Below are 19123 nucleotides of genomic sequence, written 5' to 3' on the forward strand. Positions count from 1 at the left end.
GAAGGAAGGGGCTGTCATGACTGCTGCTGCTATGGAGGACACGACTCCGCGCGTCTTCATTAGCTGCTTGGCCTGCTACAACGCTGGCCGCCTCGTCGGCGAGTGGTTCGACGCCGCGGGTGCCGACGGGATCGGCCTCGCCGAGGTCCACGGCAGCCCCTCGCGAGTCCGCCAGGGCTGCGAGGAGCTCTGGGTGATGGACCACGAGAACATACCCGTGCGTGGCGAGATGAGTCCTCACGATGCTGCTCGCTGGGCAGAGACGATCGAAGAAGCGGACGAGCACCTCCGCCCTGCCCTGTTCGCGTGGGTGCGCTCCGGCTCCTACACCGCCCAGGGAAGCAGCGACCTGCCAGTCGTGAGCGACTTCATTGACAAGTACTGCGGCCACTACGAGAGCTTCCGCGACTACCTCGAGCAGCTCGCGGACGACACGGCCATGTTCGAGGGCATCCCGGATGTGCTACAGTCCTACTTCGATTGGGACCGCTTCGCAGCCGACGAAGCCCATTCTTACGCAACAGAAGACGCGCCAGACGGCGGCGTCTTCATTTTTGCGTACTGATTTGGAGATCCCGACCATGCACTACGCCGACTACCCCGACTACGCAGGCGACTGGTGGAACCACAACGGCTACGACTGGCCGAACGACGTCTGGGACGCTGCCCGAGCGGTAGAGCTGGCCCGCGAGGCTGGCAGATTCGCCACGCAGGCCGACTACGACGCCGCCTACGCCGGAGCGCTGCAGCTCGCTTCGCCCGACCTGCTGCAGCACCGCCTCGTCGAGCAGATTGGCCTGCGCGCCCTCGCCTCGCTCACGATCGACGCTGCGCGCCTCGCGGGGCTCCAGCAGCTCTGCCCGCTGCACGCCGTGCTGAACGCCGGCACTGACCCGTACAGCGATGCAGAAGCGCCCGACGATGCGCCCGCTGCGACTGCGGCCCCCGTGTCCGGCCTGCTGGTGATGTCCTTCTCGCAGGACAGGGCAGCACAGCCTCGGGCGCGCTGGACAAGCCATCACCCCGTCGTCGTCGCGCTGCTGGCAGGCAGCCTCGACGGCGCACTCACGCTGCCCATGCTGGCCCGCGGCGAGGTGTGCATCGCGCTTACCTCGCGGTCGCTCAAGACCATCGTGGAGAGCAGCATCGACCTGCTCGACGGCCTCGAGCGGAAGTGGCGTTGCCTCAGCTCGGTCACGGGTGCTGGAGATGGTGCCAGCAAGCACACGGTGCACGCCGTGCACGGCCCGTGGTCAACAGACCTCTGGCACAGCTCGGCCATGTGGCAGGAGCCTGCCGCCGGCGAGCTGTTCTGGGATGCCGTCGACGACCCACGGCGTCGCGGCGTCACCACTAAGGCAGCGCACGCCCTCCACCAGGAGCGCCTCCTCGTGGGCAGATCCCTGGCAGAGCTCGAGCTGCTGCTCGGCATGAGTGCGGACCCGGACCCTGCTGATCCGAGAACCGACCCCGGCGACTACGAGCTCGGCTGACCGGCTGCGCTCGCCCATCCGCCACTCACCAGACCAGCCCGGACCAGGAGGCGCAATGACCCGCATCTACGCTCAGCCCCCTGCGCTGGCGGCGCGCAGCCGCGAGGCGATCCAACTCGAAGCAATGTCTGCGCGCGTCGAGGCTGTGGCCGACCTCCAGAGCCTCGCGGAGCTCGTCGCGCGCGCACCGGCCCTGCCGGACATGCTAAGCGCTCTCGTGCTCGTCCAGCAGCAGGTGCACGGCGTGCGCCGAGCCTGCGTAGCCGAGGCCCGGGCAGTGGGCTACGCAGACCACGAGATCGCGGCCGTGCTTCGCATCGGGGTCAGCGACTTCAGATCGAGGTTCCCCGACGAGGGCGAGAGCACGCCGTGATCATGCCGCGGCCTCTGCGTACTTGCCGGAACCGCTGAGCGCCGCGTAGAGCGTCTGGCGGCTCACGCTGAGCTCTCGGGCAACCCTCGCCTTGGGGACGCCGTCAGAGATGCGCCTGCGCGCATCCTCGATCTGCTCCGGCGCGAGCTTCGGCGCCTTCTCGTACTTGCCGGCGGCCTTGGCGATCGCGATGCCCTCGAGCTGGCGCTCCCGGATCGACTCGCGCTCCAGCTGCGCGAAGGCGGCGAAGATCGTGATCATCGCCCGGCCCTCCTTCGTCGAGACGCTCAGCTGGGGCGTGTCGACGAACTCGACGGAGACGCCCTTGGCGAGCAGTTCGTCGATGATGTCGAGCAGGTCGCGGGTGTTCCTCGCGAGGCGGTCGATGCTCTTGGTGCGGATCGTGTCACCGGCCTGGGCGAAGTCCATCAGCGTCCGCAGCTTCTCGCGGTCGTCGCGGCTCTTGCCCGAGACCATCTCCTCCACGAGCACGTCCACGCCTGCGAGCGCCTCTCGCTGGCGGTCGAGGTTCTGGTCGGTCGAGGAGACCCGGGCGTACCCGTAGACGCGGCCGTTCTGCATCATCTGCTCAACCATGTCTAAGACCTTTCGTCATTGCTGTCATGCGACAGTTCCAATGACTTCATTTTACGCGAGATCGCGCGGCGGCGGAAACTGTCCACCGAGTAGGCCCTGATGGACAGCCTCTGCGCGGCACACCGCGCCGGGAGCGCATCAGAAGCACCCGTCTCCGACGAGAGGAACCATGATCGTGAACAGCACCCAGGCAGCAGGATCCCGCACACCAGCGAGCACAGAGGAGCTCGAGGCCCGCGTCGCGCTCTCGCTCGCTGTAGAGCCCGGCGACCGCAGGCTCTGCGGCCTCCTCCGAGAGAGCACCGCCGCCGAGCTCGTGGCCGACCCTGCGTCATGGGCGAAGACCTCTGAGCTGGCGCGCCTCAGCATCGACGCCGCTCGCCGAGCGATCGACGCTGCCCGCCAGCACAGCATGGTCCCTGTGCTCTCTGGCGACGAGCCGTGGCCAGCTTCCTTGGACGAGCTGCCAGGCATGGGCTCGATCGGCCCTGCTGTGCCGATAATGCTCTGGGTCCGCGGAGACGCTGCTCTCCTCTCGTCTCCCTCAGTCGCGATCACAGGTGCGCGCGCCTGCACCGGCTACGGCGCCCACGTCACGACAGAGATCGCTGCACAGCTCGCAGCAGCCGGAACAGCGGTGCTCTCCGGAGCCGCCTACGGCGTCGACGCTGCAGCGCACCGCGCAGCGCTGGCCGAGGACTCTCCCACGATCGCCGTGCTCGCCGGCGGCCTCGACCGCCCGTACCCCGCAGGCCACGCTCAGCTCATCGAGCGGATCGCCGAGCACGGCGCGCTCGTCTCCGAGATGCCTCCTGGCCTCGCGCCCACGCGGCACCGGTTCATCATGCGCAGCAGGATCATCGCTGCGCTGTCGCGTGCCGTGGTGGTCACCGAGGCTGGCATGCGCTCCGGCTCCCTCGGAGTCGCGCAGATCGCCCACGGTCTCGGCAGACCGGTGGGCGCCGTGCCGGGGCCGGTCACCAGTGCCGCGTCCGCCGGATGCCACGCGCTCATCCAGCAGGGCACTGCGCAGCTCGTGACGAGCGGCGCAGACGCGCTCGCACTCGTCTCAGCCAACAGCAGGACAGAAAGGGCAGCATGATGACTACGCTCACCCCCTACGACACCGGCGAACGGCTCGAACCGCAGCCCTGGTCGCTGGAGCACCCCGACCGATACGGCCTCGTCGACCTCGATGACGACGAATCGCGTACCGTGTTCACGATCGTCGGCAAGCGCCGCGACGACGGAGCCCCGGGCCATCTGCTGAGCATCGAGACGCACAGCGACGACAGCGCCGTCGAGATCGACGGCGACAGGGTGCTCGTCCTGGACGAGGACGCGCTCGCCGGGCTCCGCGCCCTCGTCGAGCTCGCCCAGCGCGGCCGCGACGACTTCCAGCACCAGGCGGAGACCACCCGCGACTACAGCGAGGAGGACGTGCGCGCAGCCGACGACGCGTGGCGCCTCGCAGAGCAGACCATCAGGACGATCCGAGGAGCACGACCATGACCGCAGTACCTTCCACGCCCACCATCCTCCGAGCCACCAGCTCTGCTGACTTCCTCGCGGCTCTGCCGCGCCTCACTGGCATGAGCGCGCCCGAGAGCTGCTTCGTGGTCATGTTCGACGGCAAGAGGACGACGGGCACAGTCCGCATCGACCTGCCCGAGCGGCTCGAGGATCAGCTGGGCACCCCCGGCCCCGAGCTCGAAGCGTGGATCCGCCAGGTCGCGGAGCTCGCGATCAGGAGCCTCGGCCCCGTGGCCGTGGTGATCGACACTGCGTCACTGCTCACCGAGCAGCCCGCGGCGAGTCCCCACGGCGTGCTGACGGCGATCCTGAACGATGTGCTCCAGGCCGGCGACGTCCCGGTGCGGGACGCTCTCGTCGTCGGCTCCGACGGCTGGACGAGTTTCATGGGCACAGACCAGCCGGAGCTGCGCTCGCTGGACGAGATCGGCGCGAGTCTGCTGCATGATCCGAGCTTCGTGCCTGCGCAGCTCGACGAGTGGAGAGCCGAGCACCCTGGACGGACTGCCGAAGGCCCGGAAGCGATCGAAGCCCTCGCGGTGCAGATGAGAGGAGGGCAGCGGTGAACTGGAAGACGATCAGGGATCATGTCGCGCTCTCGTTCGACGAGATAGAGCTGACGGGCCAGCTGCAGCACGACCCGACACAGCACGCCCTCGTGCTCGCGTTCGACGATGGGGACAGCGAGGTGCTCAGCATCGACCTCCTGTCCTCGGGGTACGTCGCCTTCCCCGGCGAGGTGTTCGTGCGCGACTACAGCGAGCACTTCGAACTGCCTGCTGCGCTCGTCGAGGCGGGCGTCTGCGAGGCAGTCGAGGAGATCCAGCTGCGTCCGCACGGATCACGCGTGCAACGCATGCGCGTCATCGAGCGCGCCACGCCGCTCGTATTCCCGACCGCCGAGAGCCACAGCCAGCAGGCGGTTCTGCTGCCCGTCACCGAGCAACGGATCGCCGAGGCTCACGGCGCGGCCGTGGACGCAGCCCACGGAGACAGCAACGACGAAGAGATCGAGCGCCTCTGGGAACTCGTGGAGGTGCTCCTCGGAGCGCTGCAGATCGAAGGAGAGGCCAGGCCATGACGATCGAGAGCAACGCCCGCAGCCACACCGAGCAGTTCCGATGGAACGTCGGACGCGACGACATGAGCGATGACGAGGCGCGCCTGCACGACCTCATCGCTCTGCACCGTGCCGTCGGCGAGCTCGCCCGCGAGCAGCGCGACCTGCTCGGCTACTACGACACCGACGCAGAGCTGCTGGGCCCGAGCCCGTTCGAGGCCGGCACCGGGCGACAAACGCAGTCTTCGGCCCGAGCAGGCGTGCCGTATGGCCCGGAACCGACGGTGCAGCTGACCGTGGAACTGGACAGCAGGGCCTGGGCGGCATGCGACGAGATCGCCCGCACCCGATGGATCGATGAACTCGTCGACGTCGCGAACACGGTGGGACGGGTCTCGGAGGTGCGCCAACCTGTGCTCGCGAGCAGCGCCTTCCCCTCGGCGCCGGTGAGCAGCCTCATCGACGCCTACGCGGCGTACAACGGCGAGGTCGACACGTTCGTCCTGGCGTGGGGGCGCTACACAGCCGGGCAGGACTTCCCCTGCCCCGAGGAGCCATCCGGAATCCACTCGGACTACTACAGCAACAGCGCAGCAGACGGGTCGTGCGACTACTGCGGAGACAGGAACAGGAGCTGAACCATGGCCAGGCGCATCATCCACATCGAGCCCACCGACGCTCAGTGGGAGACCATCGACGAGCTGACTGCTCCCGGCACGGCGTTCGTAGCGAACCAGACCGACGAGCAGGGCGAGCCCACGGGCGAGCTCTGGCTCGAGCGCACCATCGACGACCGCCAGGTGCGGCTGTACTCGATCGCGGCCGACGGCTCGTTCACCTACGAGGAGCTTGAGGGTCTCGGCTACGGCTGGCGGCAGTTCGACGAGCACGGCACGGAGATCGTGAGCGACGATGAATGATCCGCTCGCGCCCCTCGACGAGCGAGCAGCCCACGCAGGACCACTGCTCACTGTCTGCCCGAGCTGCGACTCAGGGGTCGGCATCTCCTGCGTCGTCAAGGTCCAAGCCCTGCCCGGCGACGTGAGGCCGGGCAGGACTCGGCTCGGCCAGGTGCCCGAGTTCCACCAGGCCCGCGTGACCGCCTCGCCGCCGCGCAAGTGCTTCAACGGCCTCGGCGTCGAGCGGTACGTCGAGGAGGTGCTCAGCATCCTCGACGATTTTCCCGACGGACCGACGAGCTGCTACGGCGCAGTGAGCGCTGCCGAGGTCGCCCAGGAGGCCCGCGAAGAGTTCGAGCGGGCCGAGAGAGTCGAGGACCTGCAGTACTCGCACGTGATGTTCCCCTACTGACGCGACGAGACCCCGAGAGCGAGCGCTGCTGCGCTCGCTCTCGGGGTCTTCGCAATACGTTCTCCAGTGGCGTACCACCGATCTTCGCTGACTGGATAGACTGGCTGAATGGATGAGGCGAAGGACGAAGACGTCAAAGGTGCCCTCCTGCCACTCAGCTTCGACGGCGGCAGATACTCCCAAGTCGGCTACCCGTTCGACACCGCAAGTGAGCTCTCGAACTATCAGAAGCTTCTCGTAGAAGTAGCGAAGCAAACCTGGCGCGAAGCCAATCCCGACCGTCAACGGCTTCCTCGCAATTTCGTGCAGTCGCTGGAGCTCCGCCTCACTGTGGTCGGGAAAGGCAGCGTGCTTCCCTACGCGGTCGGAGGGGCCTCGGCATCCACGCAGCAGCTCCTGGATCACTTCGACAGGATCCGCGATATTTTCGCCGAGATCGTCCAGAAGGGCTTCCTCCCGAGCTGGCTCTCGATAGATGCTAGAAAGGCGGCTCTTCGTGTGGGCGCCTCGCTCCGCACCGACGAAAGGGTGTTCCTCAACTCGCGAACCAAGGACCGCGTGGAGTACACGCACGCTGACCGCGCTCTGATGGTCGCCAACGAGGAAGCGAGGAACACCCCTCAGAACGGCGTGCTCGCAGGCAAGGCCGTCGAGATTGACCCCGACAAGCAAAGCTTCCAGATCGAGCTCAGTGACGGCTCTAAGGTGCACGCCCGGTTCAGCAAGCCAGACCTCTGGCAGACCATCCATAATTTCGTCAGCCCGAGCGCAGAAGCGAACGTCGTGCGGTTCCACGCACGATACCTCCAGTCCGCGGCTGGCGAGGTGCTCGTCGTAGAGGATGTCACCGACGTCGAGGAGTTCCTCGAATCCACTTCGGCATGGACTCCTCGTCTAGTCGAACTGCTCAAGTTGAAGACTGGCTGGCTCGACGGTGCTGGCAGCGCCATCACCCTAGCAGCGATTGAGTACTCGAATGCGATCCTGAGCGGCCTCGAGCAGAGAGGCATCACCGGAGTGCGCGTCTACCCGACACCGCAGGGCGGTGTCCAGCTAGAAGCGGACAAGGGCGACCGATACGCAGAGCTGGTCATCTCCGAGGATCTCGTAATGGAAGGCTATCTCTCCGACTCGGAAACGGACGACGAGTTCTCCCCTCAGACGCCTGCCTCGGCTGTCGACCTCATCACCGAGGCCTTGAATGGCTGACGGCAGCAGCACGACCGGTCCCGCATTCGAGCCCCTTGCAGTGGGCGAGGTCCGGCTCGACGACGCGAACGAGTACTACTTCAGGCAGTGCCACCCCAGTTTCCTGGACCAGGGCATCCCGACCACGCAGATCTTCGGCGATTTCCCCAGCGACAATGGAAGGATATCTGGGAACCGCGGCAAGACCACCGATCCGAGGAGTGCCTACAAGTTCCACACCGAGACCCTCGACAATGACAGCGCCGGTGTCTGGGCAGTCACCGTCGGCGAGGTCGAGCAGGTCGAGTCACGAGTCGTGGACGACACGGGAGCACCGAGCGTCAGACCACCAGATCCGGTGCCTCCAGGCCATTCCTATGTCGACATGCAACATCTCTCGAAGCAGGAGCGCAGGCGCTTGCGCAAAAGCCTTCGAGACGCCGCAGTCGAACGCAGGCGCGTCTACCCCGACGAGACTGGGACGCTGGACATGCCGGTTTCGGAGTAGCTGAATCGCCCTGCGAGTGCTTGGCCAGCCCGGACAGCCGCCACAGCGGCTCTCGATCCGATCAGACTTCGCTCGTCTCTACGCTCACCTGAAGAAGAGCCGACGGAAGGCACATCGCCCACGTCTACGTTCGTTCTGAAGATCTGGCGCCCGCTGCAAGTAGGCTCACCTGCCGGCTGATGCGGTCCGCTTCGTCCTCTTCTGCGTGCCGATGGCCAGCTCGTTCGCTCCGCTCAGCTTCTCATAGCTCGAGAAGAGCGCCTGCTGCCGCGCCCTGTCGTCCACCTCGCCCTTCAACCCCAGCAGGGAGTCGATCGCGGCATCGAGCCTCCGATGAGCCCTCACGAGCTCAGGCGTCATCGCCAAGGGATTGTAGTGGTCGGCTAACGAGAGCCCTGGGCGGAGGGCGCGGGCCTCGAGGACTGCGCTCCCAGCCTCGATGATCGCCTCGCGCTGCGCTTCCTTCGGAATCGGCACCGGGAAGGTGTTCCAGGTCAGGGTGTTCGCGAATCTGGGGTCCGACTTGAGCCGGCCACCCACGGCGCGCTGCCATGCGATGAACGCCGCGGACGAGGCTATGGCGAACACGAGGCCGGTGGGGTCCTCCGCCCAGAAGCTGCCGTTGCTGACGATGAAGTCGGGCGAGAGGTACCCCACCGCCAAATAGGTGCGGTTCTCGCTGACGGTACGCGGAATGCAGACGTACTCCGTCGTGGGCTGAGCGATGTGCTTGAACAAGTAGGGGGTGTCCGCCAGCTTCACCGTGCTCGGTTCCGTCGATCGGCTCCGCACGTCCCTCACGTTGCTGAGGCGCCTGCGGAGCTCTGGACTCTGCCCGACGTCCTGCGGATCCATGTCGGTCAGCCACAGGCAGTACCTGATGCGCCCGTTCAGGAAGTCCTCGCCTCCGACAAACGGTCGGACGTACTGCGCAGCGACGCTGTCCGTCGCTCGGACAGCCTCCATCTCTTCGATGGACATCACCAGTCCGCCCTTGTTCTCCTCGCCGCGCTTGGTGTCTCCCGCGACGTTGCCGTTCGCCACCTTCGGTACGAGTGGGGACAGTGGCTGCGTGCGCTTCTGGACGATGACATCAGCAGCATCGAGCAAGTAAGCATTGATGACCTTCGCCCTGGTCTCTTCGGGGTTCCCACGCAGATCCGGGTAGCTGAACAGCCGCCCCTCTCCCGGCCCCCTCCTCCCGCGTGCGAACCCGACGATGTTGCAGTGCACGCTCGCCGCATCAGGGGCCTCAGAGGTCCACATGAAGGTCCGGTGGGCGAATTTGATCCGCCACCCTTCGGCCTTGAGCGGCCCGAACAGGAGCGGCACGGGTTCGCCCTGCGTGATCGAGTTCGTCGAGACGAATGCGAACTCGCCGTCGTAGTCGCTTTTCTGGAACAGCTTGATCGACTGGGCGTGCCACCCTGTCACGTAGTCCAGGCGACCGATCTTTTCGGTGCCCCAGACCACCTGCAGGTCGAGCTTCTGGTCAGCCGTGCGCTGATCGTAGCCGACGAAGGGAGGATTTCCGAGCACATAGAGTTTCTCGGTCGGCTCGACCACGTCGCTCCAGTCGATACGGAGTGCGTTCCCGACGCGAATGGTCTGGACCTTGTCAAGCGGCAGCGTCTCCGGAGCCATGCCGAGAGCCAGTTCCATGGCCATGTTCGCCTGGTGCTCGACGAGGTGCATTGCAGTCGACGCGATCTGAGCCGGCCACTCCTCGATCTCGATGCCGTGGAACTGGTCGATCCTGACGACCAGCGACTCCTCCAGGAAGGTCAAGGTCGGTTTCACCGCACCGAGATTGAGCAGCTGCTGCAGGACCTCCAGATCGAGTGCACGGAGTTCACGGTATGCGACCACGAGGAAGTTCCCGCAGCCACAGGCCGGGTCGAGGAATTGCATCTCTCCCATGCGTTTGCGCAGTCTCTGCAGCTTGCCTGAGTCGTAGAATCCGTCGAGGAACTGATCGCGGAGCTCGTCGAGGAACATCGGGCTTATCACCTTCATGATGTTCGGTTCGGTCGTGTAGTGCTCGCCCAGCTCGCGCCTCGCGGTCTTGTTCTTCACCGCTTGGAACATGCTGCCGAATATCGCAGGCGAGATCGACGACCAGTTGAACTTCGAGGCGTCGATGAGCCGTTGACGCATCACCGCGTCAAACGACGGAATCGAGAGCGGCCCCTCGAACACTCCGCCGTTCACGTATGGGAAGCGAGCCATCGACTCATCAAGGGTGCTCTGACGCTTCGAAGGCTCGGTTCCGAGGACCTGGTAGAGCAGCGACAGCTGAGCTCCCAGGTCGGATCCGTCCTCTGCGGTCCGGGTCTCAAGGAACTCGAGGAATATGTCTCGCTCCGGCCACACTCCAGCATCGTCCGCATACATTGCGAAGAGGGTCCTGACGAGGAAGACGCTCGCCTCGTGATCGTCGTAGCCTGATCCCTCGAGCGCCTCATACAGACCGGCCATCAGCTTCGCCGCCTTGATCGACGCCTGTTCCTGCTGCACCGAGCCGAACTGCCGCTCGCCGTAGCCGGCGAGGAATGCGAGCTTGTCTGCTTCATCGCGGAGCTCGCCCAGCTCAAACTCTTCGACTGGGTCCTGCCGGTCTGCGTGGATATCGAGGAGTCTGAACCTGCGGAAGTCGCAGCTCAGTACCCAACGCGGCATTTCGGCATCAGGAAGGTCATCGAGGTAATCGAGGGCTTGCCGCTCTGCTTTCTCCAGATCTTCGCCCGCCGACTTCATCTCGATCGCGAGCACGCCGGGAATCAATGCGTCTATATACCCGTCGCCGCCGGTCGATGACCGCTTCACTCGTTTCTCATAGAACGCTGCTCGGGTCTCAGTGATCCCGTATACGCCGAGGAGATCCCTCACGAAGCTTTGGGCATGCTGCTTCTCGGTTGCAGGGACATCTTTCCAATCGATGCTCAGCTTCGCAGCGCGGCTCCGGATGGCATTCATTGACATAGGTTTCGGCACATTGACAAATCTATCTGACACCTACGACATCACCGGCCTCTGACCAGGCCTATCGCAGATCCTCGCGCGCGCGAAAAAAGAACCCCGTTCCCGGAGGCGCCGCAGCGCGGCTCCCGGGAACGGGGTTATCGTGTTCCTGTCCTGGCGCCTACGGCACCAGCACCAGTGAGGACTCTCCTTCCAGCGAGCGCCCGCGCTGAAGCAGCGCCGCAGCGTACTGGAGCTCGACGTCCTGCAAGCCCAGCCAGCCCTCCTTGAGCGCCTCCAGCGCCTTCGCGTGGGCCGCCTCGCTGCGCTCGTGCTCGGGCAGCGCTTCGATCCGCTCGAGCTCCTCCCCAGCAGAGGCGAATATCTTCTCCATGATGTTCCTCGCCACGCGGATCTCGTCGAGCCGGCCAGGGATCTTCTCCTGCGGCAGCTTCGACGCCGGGACCTTCATCCAGCCGGTCGTGTTGATCATGTTCTTCGGGTCGATGTTCTGCATGGTTGCTCCTTGGAGATTTCTGAAACGAGTACTTCTCGCAAGTGCACCCTCGGCAGCGACAGTAAGTCGCTGCCATCGCTGAGCGCGGCTCAGCCCTCTTCGGACGCGATCCGGCTGGGACGAGTCAGGTCGTCGCAGCTTCACTCCGTAAGGGAGGAGCCGAAGTGCTCCGATCAGGTGCTTCTTGCACCCGCCTTCTCGGACGGGCCGAAGGCCCGGCCACGAGCCTGCCCTGGCACGGCTCGCGCGCTCGCCTCGAGGGACTCTCCTCGAATCCCGATGGCGACGCCGTCGACGAGCCTCCACGACGGAGGACGGCTAGACCTTCAGCTCCGCTCCTGAGAAGGAGTGCTTGCATCCTCGGCTCTGAAACTGCCTTCACACCCAAACCGGCTGGCCGTGCAACGGGCAGCTGAGGTGGATCCCGGTAGGGGCCGCCTCCAGCAAGCATGCCCCTCGGATGCGCGCAAGTAGCGGAACGAATGATAATGAGTTCGCGCGAGCGGAGCTAAAGTCTAGTACCAAAAAATGTTAAAAATCTGCAAGAATGCCTCAATTATCCTGAGAAATGGGCATATCGTTAGGCTTCCGTTACTTGCAAGGCCGCAAGTCCACATTCGGCACTAGCGGTCGAGCTACTTCGACGCCTGCGCCGTCGGCGCGTCCGGCCTCGGCTCGATATTGGAAGCACTGCTCCGAGCCCGCGCGACCAGCCTGAAGACGAGGCCTAGCTTCTCGGCCATCCCGTCGATCGTGTCGAGCGAGATGTTGTGCTCGGATCTTTCCAGGCCCGCAGTGTATCTGGGCGTCAGGCTGAGTCGACGCGCGAGCTCCTCCTGCGTTATCCGCTCATCGGCGCGGTACTGACGCAGAGCAGCGCCGAACTGCTTCCTGAGCGCTGAATCTTCCACGTAACAAGCGTCACGCCCGGATGCTATCGTGACCAGGTGATTATCATCACCCGGTAGCTATAGCAGCCTGTAGTGTTGAACTCGTCGCGCACTGTTTCGCGCGGCGAGGCACGAGCAGTCAGCCGCCCTCAGCGGAGGCGACACGCTCGTAGCCACAGACACCGATGCGCCGCGCCACTGGCGGCATGACGAGGAGGACCAAGTGCGTAGTACCTTTCCAGCGCGACAGCTGAGGTCCGGCTCTTGAACCTCCATCGCGACATTCGCGACCTCCAGTCCCAGGCGAACCGGATCGAGCACAATCAGCGGAAGGCGCAGGAGTTCCGCAACGAGCAGCAGCGCGCTGCGCGTGCAGCCCGGGATCAGGCCCGCGCCGATCAGCGCAACGCCGTCGCCGGAGGCCTCGCGTTCGCCGGCTCGGCGCTCTTCACCACCTGGTTGCTCGACCGCAGGGACCGGAAGGCCCACGCGGAGGAGCTCCGGCGCCAGGAGCAGGACCGCCAGTACCAGCACTGGCTCGCATCGACCCCGGAAGGCCAGGCCTACTGGCAGTGGCGCCACCAGGCGCTCGCGCTCGAGGAGTCCTTCGAGGAGCGCGACCTGCGCTGGCAGCACGCCTGGAGCGAGGCCGTGCCGTACGCGGCGAGCCTGGTGCAGCCCGCCGAGCGGCAGCGCTTCGAGCGCAACCGCAAGCAGCTCATGGGCAGCGGCCTGCGCGTCTGGGCGATGATCGCATTCGCGCTGGCCGCAGTGAACGTATTGTTCACCCTGTTCCAGGCGTTAGCAACGAAAGCACTCGATGCGCGCTACAACGAGAAGGTCGCCCTCTGGCAGGACTGCGTGCGCGAAATGGAGGCGGGCAACCCCCTCTACTACGAGAGCCTCTGCAACGAGATCGACCCCGGTTCCGGCTGGCAGAACGTGATCGGCGCGTCCGTGTGGGTGCTGCTGTTCCTCGCCGTCGGGGTCCTGCTGCTCATGATCCGTCGCGCACGGATGCGCGCTGCGAAGAACGATCAGGCAGTGCTCCATGAGGTGCAGTCCCGCACCGCCCACTTCGGCTACGATCCGCTCGCGCTGCCGACCGGATGGGTGCCGTTCCGCTGGTGGGCCGACCCGGCATTCGGCCAGCACAGGCACGATGTGCAGCACCTCGCCTGGAACGGCAGCTCCCTGCGCCCCCAACCGGATCAGCTGATCCCGCTCGTCCTGCCGGCCGTCATAAACACAGACCAGAGGCTGCCGCAGAACATCAACGCGCTGCTGACCGAGTACTCGCAGTAGCTGACACCGGCACTCCCACCAAAGCCGCTTGAACCGTCCGACCCTCAAAAACATGGAGACCCTGACCTAATGAAACCCCTGAAGACCGCCACCGCGCTGCTCGCAACTCTCGCACTCACATCGACCCTCGCAGCCTGCTCCGGCGGCGGTGACGGGGCCACAGCTGGCAACACCGGCAGCAACCCCTCACTCGACGAGACCTTCGACTGGTCGCGCGCGAGCCACGGCCCGGTAAAAACGGTGCAGTTCGTCCTCCCCGACGAGCTCGTCGCCATCGCGCCGGAGCTCGAGAACCTCACCGCAGTCCCGGTCAGCGCGACCGCGCGAGAGCTCGACTCGGCGAGCATGTGCGCCGTGGACATCGCGTACGACTTCCCCCAGGGAACAGAAGCCCTCGCGGGCCCCGACGTCGCGGACGACGGGGAGATCGCCAGGATGGCCGCTGAGCAGGCCTACGACGCGCTCCACGCCGTCTACATCGAAGGCATCGAGATGCCGGAGGGCGTGGACGATCCCGACGAGCTGCGCAGCATCGCCGAGGAACAAGTGCGCGAGCACTTCAAGGCACTGAACCCGCCCACCGAGGCAGAGCTCGACGAGGCCGTGAAGCAGATCATGTCGGATCAGTACGACCGCGTGTTCGCAGAGTACTTCGACCCCGCGAAGGCCACGCAGTCCGAGCAGCAGGGCCGCACCGACGGGCAGAACCTGTTCGGCGCCGACGCGAAGCCGATCGAGGAGCTCGACAGCAGCGACCCGGAGCGAGGAAAGTACTACTCGGCAGACCTCGAGACGCTGACGACGGTCTGGGACTGCGCCTCCGACCCGCTCGACGCGAGCACCTACGAGAGCGCCTGGTTCCAAGTCCTGACCAGCGACGACGAGCAGCATTCCTTCGCCGTCGCCCACATCACGTCGACCAAGAACGGCGACATCTACATCTTCGACGCAGAGATCCGCGACTACGAGACCGACGTCAACGGCGACTGGATCGCCGACTAGGCGCCGCGCGCCCGGTCCCGCACTCATCATGGACACCACGACCACGAAGCGCAAGAAGCGCCTGATCATCGGCATCGTCGCAGGCGCCGCCGCCCTCGCGCTCGCAGGCGCAGGCACCGCGTACGGCATCAATGCCGCCAACGCGCGCGCATACGACGCCGCTGCGACCCAGCACGCCGAGCTGCTCGACAGCGCCGCACTGGCAGAGGCGCAGCTGCCCCTCGCCCAGCACGGCTTCGTCACAGCGTGGCAGCTCGCCACCGCCGAGAAGGACAGCGCAGCCAGCCAGGTGGCGCTCGTCGCTGCAGCCGACGACAAGATCGTTGGCAAGGACGCTAAAGCCGGCCTGGCGCCCCTCGCGGACGCACTCAAGAAGATCGCTGCCGACGACGCAGCAGCGCCCACCGAGGACGACCTCGCGGCCAGCAAGGCCGTGCAGGAGCTGCTGGACGCCGAGGATACCGACGCAGCATCGTTCGCTCCGACAAAGCCCACCGGCCAGTTCGCGCTCTCGGACGAGGGCGCCGACACCGGCGCTGAAGCTCGGGCCAAGGTAGACGCTGCCGTAAGCGCAGCACAGGAGGAGCTCGACAGCCTCACTACCCAGCTCGAGGACATCGAGGCCCGCCACGACGCGGTCGACGCTGTGCTCCTGAGCGCCGCTCTCGAACTGCGTGCCGCCGCCGAGAGCGCCGTGGAGCTCGCTCCCGCCTGGAAGGCGGACCGCACGAAGGCAGACGCTGCCGCGTTCGACAAAGCGCTGAAGCGTCTGCAGACCGCGATCAAGGGCGAGACCGGGACCGCGGCCGACACGGATGCTACCGCAGACGCAGAAGCTCCGTTCGAGACCCCGCACACCGTGGAGCCCGACGCCGAGGCCCTGGCTGATGCCCAGGAGCTGCTCGCAGCCCTGTCGGGATACGTCGCCCAGGCCAACGCCCTCCAGCAGGCCCACGCCGACGCCGTGGCTGCCGAAGAGGCCGCAGCAGCCGCTGCTGCAGCAGAAGCCGCTGCTACACAGCAGCCGACCTACGACGGAGGCGGCTGGACTAGCGATTCCGGCTGGAACGGCGGCGGTGGCGGATGGTCCGGAGGCGGCGGAGGTAACTCCGGCGGCGGTGGTGGAGACGGTGGCTTCATCGACTACGGCACCGGCGGAGGCGGCGGTGGGGGCACGACGCCCCCTCCCGGCACCTGCTACCGCGCTGACACCTCCGGTCCCGAGATCTGCTACTGATCTCTGGTCCCAGCTGAAGAGCAAGCCCCGCCACGACCCGGTCGAGACCGGTCGTGGCGGGGCATCTTCTTTCTCGGCCCTCAGAGCTCCAGCCCGTGCTCTCCCTGTACTTCGTCTGCGATGAGATCCTCGTCGTGGCTCGCGATGTCCTCAGGCACTTCCTCGTAGACGCCGGCACGCAGCTCGCGCTCCAGGCGCATGCGCAGCGCGTGCGCCCTCTCGTTCTTCAGCTCGAGCGCCTTGGCCTCGCTGCCGTACTTCCAGTTCAGATCCAGACGCTTCTCGGCCGATGCGATCCCCTCGTCGAGATCCCGCTTCGCAGCGGCTCCATCGTCGAACGCCGCCTTCCGCATCGCCTTCTTGGCCTCGCGGAGCTGCATCTGCATCAACACCTCGGGGAACATCTGCTCGCCGAACGCCTTCAGGAACCCCGCACCGATGCCCTTCGGCACTTCGCTGTCGTCGATGCGCCGACCGGCGCGCAGAGCATCGCGCGCACGCTCCTCGAAAGCCGCGAACGCCGAGATGATCGCCTGCCTCTGCTCGCTCTTCGAGACGGCGTCGCGCAGCCTCGACTGCGTTGGCTGCGCTGCTGGCTGCTCTGCCGAGGCGGCCGGAGCGGCAGCGGCGGCCTCCTCGGTGCCCGCAGCGGCAGCGGAGGGCGCATGGCTCGCGGCAGTGTCATCAGCGGCACCGGCGTCTGGAGCGGCAGCGGCAGACGCCTGCTCGGCGCGGCGCCTGCTCTCTGCCTCGACCTGAGCCGCCGCTACACGCTGGGCCTTCGCCTCAGCTTCTTCGTCGGCGATGCGCTGTGCCTCTCGCTGCGCCTCGCGCTGGGCCTCGCGTTCCGCCACTTCGCGCTCGACCTTCTCGCGGGCCTGCCGCTTCGCATCGGCCGAAGCAGCGGCCCGTGTCTCGCGCTCAGCGGCGCGCTGCCCCTCCAGCTCCTGCGCTGCTCGCTGGGCGCGCTGCTCATCGACCTCGGCAGCCACGCGAGCCGTCTCGTCCGCGAGCGCGGTCGCCTCGCGGATCGCCTCCAGCGCATCGTTCTCGGCGCAGTGCGCCTCGACCGCGTCCAGCATGAAATCAGACCCGAGCGTCGAGGCTCGGCGGCGCGCCCTCGTGCCCTCGGCCACGGGCTCTCCGGCCTCGTCGAGCATCACATAGGCGAGCCCGCGGGTGCCGGGCCGGAGCTCCACGTCGACGCGGTGCTCACGGGCGACCTCGACGAACGTGTCGAAGTCGATGCTGCGCGCATCGCGCATCGCGTTCTTCACCCGCTGCTTCAGCACCGCGACGCTGAACGGCTCGGGCACGTCGAAGGCGATGCCCTGCGCCTCTGCCTGCTCGCGGTCGATCTGCCAGTCCTCGTGCTTCTCGGCGGCGCGCTGCTCGCTGAGCTCGCGGCGGTCTTTGGCCCGCAGCTTCGCGCTGCCGCCCTGCCGCACGCGCTCCTGCGCCTCAGTCATCATCTCGACGAGGTCAGCCCGCTGCTGGAAGCCCTCGCGCTCGAGGATCTCGTTGAACTTCAAGGCCATGCCTGCGAGCTCGTAGCTGCCGTCGGCCTGCCGCTCGCGGTACGTGTGAGTAGTGAGGCCCGAGTCGATGGAGCGGCCCGTCTTCTCGTCGACGCTGTTCACCGAGATGTGGACGTGCAGGCAGCCGCCGGCGCCGTCGTTCTGGAGAACGAGCATCGCCTGGCGCGTCGGGAACACCTCCTCGACGGTGGCGCGGGCGATGCGCAGCGCGGTCTCCCACGCCTCGGGGTCGTCCGGGTCGAGCTCGTCCTGGCCGAACGAGATGATCCCGTGGTACGCCTGGACGTACTCGCCCTGCCAGGTCTCGGTGCCGGTGCGCTTCCAGAGGCGCCTGACCGTGCCGTTCTTGCCCCACTTCTTGCGGACGTCGCGGAACTGCTGCTCGACGAACTTCGGCATGATGCCGTTCACGCCCTCGGCGATCACGTAGCGGTCGCCGTCCTGCTGGCCCTCCTTGAGGTTCAGCAGGTACGTGTTCAGGGCGCGCGAGAAGTACGTCGGGGACCACCTGACGTTGGCCACGGTGCCCTCCTTCCTCCGTCGAGGGGAGAAAACCCCCTCGATAACCTCGCTGCTGACCTTTTATGAAATGTTCTGAGCCCGGCGGCTCTGCTCGGAGAAAGGTTAGGAGGCCAGGTTTTCCTAACCATCCGCGCCACTGAGCCACGATTCCTAGAGCGCGCGGAGCCTGTCTGATGCCGTCACGATGCGCTCCCTCCGTCGGGAGCGCCGTCCTCGCCGCCGTAGATCGCGAGGAACGCCTTCGTCTCGATCGACTCGAGGTAGTCCTGCATGGCCGCGACCTGCGCCAGCGCGTCCGGCAGGAGTGCGACCGTCTCCGCGGCTTCCGCGTCGAATGCGGTGCCCTTCGCTGCGACCCTGTTCAGCGCCTTCGCGATCTGGTTCAGGTTCGCACCCATGCCGACGAGCTGGCGCCGGCACACGGTCAGCTCGTCGTTCATCGCGAGGAACGCATCGCGCGCCTCGTCGGTCATCCGCTCGTCGCTGGCTGTCCGACGGTGCACGCCGAGGGCGATGCTCACGGTGTTCGCCGCCTCGCCTTCGTCGAGCTTCAGCAGGAGACGGAGCCCCTCGCTGAAACTGACCTTCGACGCGTCGACGCCCTTCGCCTTCGCGATCTCCGATCGCGCTGCCTCCACCGCCGCTTCCTCGGAAGCCGAGAAGCGGACGTTGCGCTTCGTGCCAAAGCGCTTCGGGCGGCTGCGCGTGATCCGCTTCCGCTTCGCGGCGAGCTCCTCGCGCTCCGCACGCCCAGGGGCTCCGGTGCCGTGCCCGTGCTCGGACGCACTCGGCTGCGCCTCGTCCGATCCGATCGCGTCCACGTCTCCTCCACCCCTTCATCAGGCCCCTACCTGGGTACTGCCGCGGCCTCCCTCTCCAAACCGCGGAACATCGCGATTTGGAGCCTCTGGAGACCCCGCCAGTACCCATTTTAGAGGTAGGGCCCTAATGAGGCAAGTACTTTACGATGTACTACACAAAAGCTTCGCTTTCGGTAGTCCATCGCAAGCTACTTGCCGGGCTGCCGCCCTGGACCCGCTGTCGCCCTCGCCGCTGCCGCGGCTCAGCTCCCGACCCGTGGCTCGCTG

At 66.3% G+C, this 19123-nt stretch carries 21 protein-coding genes; 15 read left to right on the top strand and 6 right to left on the bottom strand.

Annotation, left to right across the window (positions count from 1 at the left end; translation table 11 throughout):
• Window positions 1-16: 16 nt before the first annotated feature.
• The 3 genes from EV139_RS08950 to EV139_RS08960 are packed head-to-tail and all read left to right on the top strand — an operon-like array spanning window position 17 to window position 1866.
• The gene (locus tag EV139_RS08950; protein WP_130453958.1) at window positions 17-565 is read left to right on the top strand and encodes an antirestriction protein ArdA; all 549 of its coding nucleotides are present in this window, start codon (window positions 17-19) and stop codon (window positions 563-565) included.
• Between the two features lie 16 nt (window positions 566-581).
• Complete coding sequence (locus EV139_RS08955) at window positions 582-1493, top strand: hypothetical protein (RefSeq protein ID WP_130453959.1); 912 nt, start codon at window positions 582-584, stop codon at window positions 1491-1493.
• A 55-nt stretch (window positions 1494-1548) separates the two neighbouring features.
• The gene (locus tag EV139_RS08960) at window positions 1549-1866 is read left to right on the top strand and encodes a hypothetical protein (RefSeq protein ID WP_130453960.1); all 318 of its coding nucleotides are present in this window, start codon (window positions 1549-1551) and stop codon (window positions 1864-1866) included.
• Here EV139_RS08960 and EV139_RS08965 read toward each other — a convergent pair whose 3' ends face one another.
• Complete coding sequence (locus EV139_RS08965; RefSeq protein ID WP_130453961.1) at window positions 1867-2463, bottom strand: recombinase family protein; 597 nt, start codon at window positions 2461-2463, stop codon at window positions 1867-1869.
• 169 nt (window positions 2464-2632) lie between these two features.
• On the opposite strand from EV139_RS08965, the gene dprA reads away from it, so the two are divergent.
• From dprA to EV139_RS09010, 9 genes are all read left to right on the top strand, one after another.
• Entirely contained in the window at window positions 2633-3565 is a 933-nt protein-coding gene (gene dprA, locus EV139_RS08970) for a DNA-processing protein DprA (RefSeq protein WP_130453962.1), read from the top strand.
• On the top strand, window positions 3562-3975 hold the full coding sequence (locus EV139_RS15885; protein ID WP_157993024.1) for a hypothetical protein: 414 nt from the start codon (window positions 3562-3564) through the stop codon (window positions 3973-3975). Before dprA ends, EV139_RS15885 begins: the two co-directional genes overlap by 4 nt.
• Window positions 3972-4562: a DUF4192 family protein gene (locus EV139_RS08980; protein WP_130453963.1), complete on the top strand. Its 591-nt coding sequence runs from the start codon at window positions 3972-3974 to the stop codon at window positions 4560-4562. Before EV139_RS15885 ends, EV139_RS08980 begins: the two co-directional genes overlap by 4 nt.
• Entirely contained in the window at window positions 4559-5077 is a 519-nt protein-coding gene (locus EV139_RS08985) for a hypothetical protein (RefSeq protein WP_130453964.1), read from the top strand. Before EV139_RS08980 ends, EV139_RS08985 begins: the two co-directional genes overlap by 4 nt.
• Window positions 5074-5694 carry a hypothetical protein gene (locus EV139_RS15965; RefSeq protein WP_198677511.1) on the top strand — a complete coding sequence of 207 codons (621 nt, stop codon included), beginning with the start codon at window positions 5074-5076 and terminating at the stop codon, window positions 5692-5694. The genes EV139_RS08985 and EV139_RS15965 overlap by 4 nt, the downstream gene beginning before the upstream one ends.
• Window positions 5695-5697: 3 nt before the next feature.
• Window positions 5698-5976, top strand: coding sequence for a hypothetical protein (locus tag EV139_RS08995; RefSeq protein WP_130453965.1), 279 nt, complete (start codon window positions 5698-5700; stop codon window positions 5974-5976).
• The gene (locus EV139_RS09000) at window positions 5969-6367 is read left to right on the top strand and encodes a hypothetical protein (protein WP_130453966.1); all 399 of its coding nucleotides are present in this window, start codon (window positions 5969-5971) and stop codon (window positions 6365-6367) included. The genes EV139_RS08995 and EV139_RS09000 overlap by 8 nt, the downstream gene beginning before the upstream one ends.
• A 108-nt stretch (window positions 6368-6475) precedes the next feature.
• Window positions 6476-7576, top strand: a complete 1101-nt coding sequence (locus tag EV139_RS09005) for a hypothetical protein (RefSeq protein WP_130453967.1) — start codon at window positions 6476-6478, stop codon at window positions 7574-7576.
• On the top strand, window positions 7569-8063 hold the full coding sequence (locus EV139_RS09010) for a hypothetical protein (protein WP_130453968.1): 495 nt from the start codon (window positions 7569-7571) through the stop codon (window positions 8061-8063). Before EV139_RS09005 ends, EV139_RS09010 begins: the two co-directional genes overlap by 8 nt.
• 165 nt (window positions 8064-8228) lie before the next feature.
• Here EV139_RS09010 and EV139_RS09015 read toward each other — a convergent pair whose 3' ends face one another.
• The 3 genes from EV139_RS09015 to EV139_RS09025 form a co-directional block, all read right to left on the bottom strand.
• Window positions 8229-11039, bottom strand: coding sequence for a class I SAM-dependent DNA methyltransferase (locus EV139_RS09015; protein WP_130453969.1), 2811 nt, complete (start codon window positions 11037-11039; stop codon window positions 8229-8231).
• 166 nt (window positions 11040-11205) lie between these two features.
• Window positions 11206-11541: a hypothetical protein gene (locus tag EV139_RS09020; protein WP_130453970.1), complete on the bottom strand. Its 336-nt coding sequence runs from the start codon at window positions 11539-11541 to the stop codon at window positions 11206-11208.
• Window positions 11542-12176: 635 nt separating this feature from the next.
• The gene (locus tag EV139_RS09025) at window positions 12177-12452 is read right to left on the bottom strand and encodes a helix-turn-helix domain-containing protein (protein ID WP_157993025.1); all 276 of its coding nucleotides are present in this window, start codon (window positions 12450-12452) and stop codon (window positions 12177-12179) included.
• A 243-nt stretch (window positions 12453-12695) separates the two neighbouring features.
• Here EV139_RS09025 and EV139_RS09030 point away from each other — a divergent pair, with 243 nt between their 5' ends.
• From EV139_RS09030 to EV139_RS15970, 3 genes are all read left to right on the top strand, one after another.
• On the top strand, window positions 12696-13736 hold the full coding sequence (locus EV139_RS09030) for a hypothetical protein (RefSeq protein ID WP_130453972.1): 1041 nt from the start codon (window positions 12696-12698) through the stop codon (window positions 13734-13736).
• A 69-nt stretch (window positions 13737-13805) separates the two neighbouring features.
• The gene (locus EV139_RS09035) at window positions 13806-14738 is read left to right on the top strand and encodes a hypothetical protein (RefSeq protein ID WP_130453973.1); all 933 of its coding nucleotides are present in this window, start codon (window positions 13806-13808) and stop codon (window positions 14736-14738) included.
• 28 nt (window positions 14739-14766) lie between these two features.
• Complete coding sequence (locus EV139_RS15970) at window positions 14767-15975, top strand: hypothetical protein (protein WP_198677512.1); 1209 nt, start codon at window positions 14767-14769, stop codon at window positions 15973-15975.
• 80 nt (window positions 15976-16055) lie between these two features.
• Here EV139_RS15970 and EV139_RS15975 read toward each other — a convergent pair whose 3' ends face one another.
• Together EV139_RS15975 and EV139_RS09045 are read right to left on the bottom strand one after the other, a co-directional pair.
• Entirely contained in the window at window positions 16056-18035 is a 1980-nt protein-coding gene (locus EV139_RS15975) for a relaxase/mobilization nuclease domain-containing protein (RefSeq protein WP_130453974.1), read from the bottom strand.
• Between the two features lie 179 nt (window positions 18036-18214).
• On the bottom strand, window positions 18215-18856 hold the full coding sequence (locus EV139_RS09045) for a MobC family plasmid mobilization relaxosome protein (protein ID WP_130453975.1): 642 nt from the start codon (window positions 18854-18856) through the stop codon (window positions 18215-18217).
• Window positions 18857-19123 lie beyond the last annotated feature (267 nt).

This window comes from Leucobacter luti (genome assembly GCF_004217175.1).
Taxonomy (GTDB): Bacteria; Actinomycetota; Actinomycetes; order Actinomycetales; family Microbacteriaceae; genus Leucobacter; species Leucobacter luti.

Bases quoted from the DNA above. Each gene is read 5' to 3' on its own strand.
- EV139_RS08950 (WP_130453958.1), top strand. From the start codon at position 17: ATGACTGCTGCTGCTATGGAGGACACGACTCCGCGCGTCTTCATTAGC.
- EV139_RS08955 (WP_130453959.1), top strand. From the start codon at position 582: ATGCACTACGCCGACTACCCCGACTACGCAGGCGACTGGTGGAACCAC.
- EV139_RS08960 (WP_130453960.1), top strand. From the start codon at position 1,549: ATGACCCGCATCTACGCTCAGCCCCCTGCGCTGGCGGCGCGCAGCCGC.
- EV139_RS08965 (WP_130453961.1), bottom strand. From the start codon at position 2,463: ATGGTTGAGCAGATGATGCAGAACGGCCGCGTCTACGGGTACGCCCGG.
- dprA (WP_130453962.1), top strand. From the start codon at position 2,633: ATGATCGTGAACAGCACCCAGGCAGCAGGATCCCGCACACCAGCGAGC.
- EV139_RS15885 (WP_157993024.1), top strand. From the start codon at position 3,562: ATGATGACTACGCTCACCCCCTACGACACCGGCGAACGGCTCGAACCG.
- EV139_RS08980 (WP_130453963.1), top strand. From the start codon at position 3,972: ATGACCGCAGTACCTTCCACGCCCACCATCCTCCGAGCCACCAGCTCT.
- EV139_RS15965 (WP_198677511.1), top strand. From the start codon at position 5,074: ATGACGATCGAGAGCAACGCCCGCAGCCACACCGAGCAGTTCCGATGG.
- EV139_RS08995 (WP_130453965.1), top strand. From the start codon at position 5,698: ATGGCCAGGCGCATCATCCACATCGAGCCCACCGACGCTCAGTGGGAG.
- EV139_RS09000 (WP_130453966.1), top strand. From the start codon at position 5,969: ATGAATGATCCGCTCGCGCCCCTCGACGAGCGAGCAGCCCACGCAGGA.
- EV139_RS09005 (WP_130453967.1), top strand. From the start codon at position 6,476: ATGGATGAGGCGAAGGACGAAGACGTCAAAGGTGCCCTCCTGCCACTC.
- EV139_RS09010 (WP_130453968.1), top strand. From the start codon at position 7,569: ATGGCTGACGGCAGCAGCACGACCGGTCCCGCATTCGAGCCCCTTGCA.
- EV139_RS09015 (WP_130453969.1), bottom strand. From the start codon at position 11,039: ATGAATGCCATCCGGAGCCGCGCTGCGAAGCTGAGCATCGATTGGAAA.
- EV139_RS09020 (WP_130453970.1), bottom strand. From the start codon at position 11,541: ATGCAGAACATCGACCCGAAGAACATGATCAACACGACCGGCTGGATG.
- EV139_RS09035 (WP_130453973.1), top strand. From the start codon at position 13,806: ATGAAACCCCTGAAGACCGCCACCGCGCTGCTCGCAACTCTCGCACTC.
- EV139_RS15970 (WP_198677512.1), top strand. From the start codon at position 14,767: ATGGACACCACGACCACGAAGCGCAAGAAGCGCCTGATCATCGGCATC.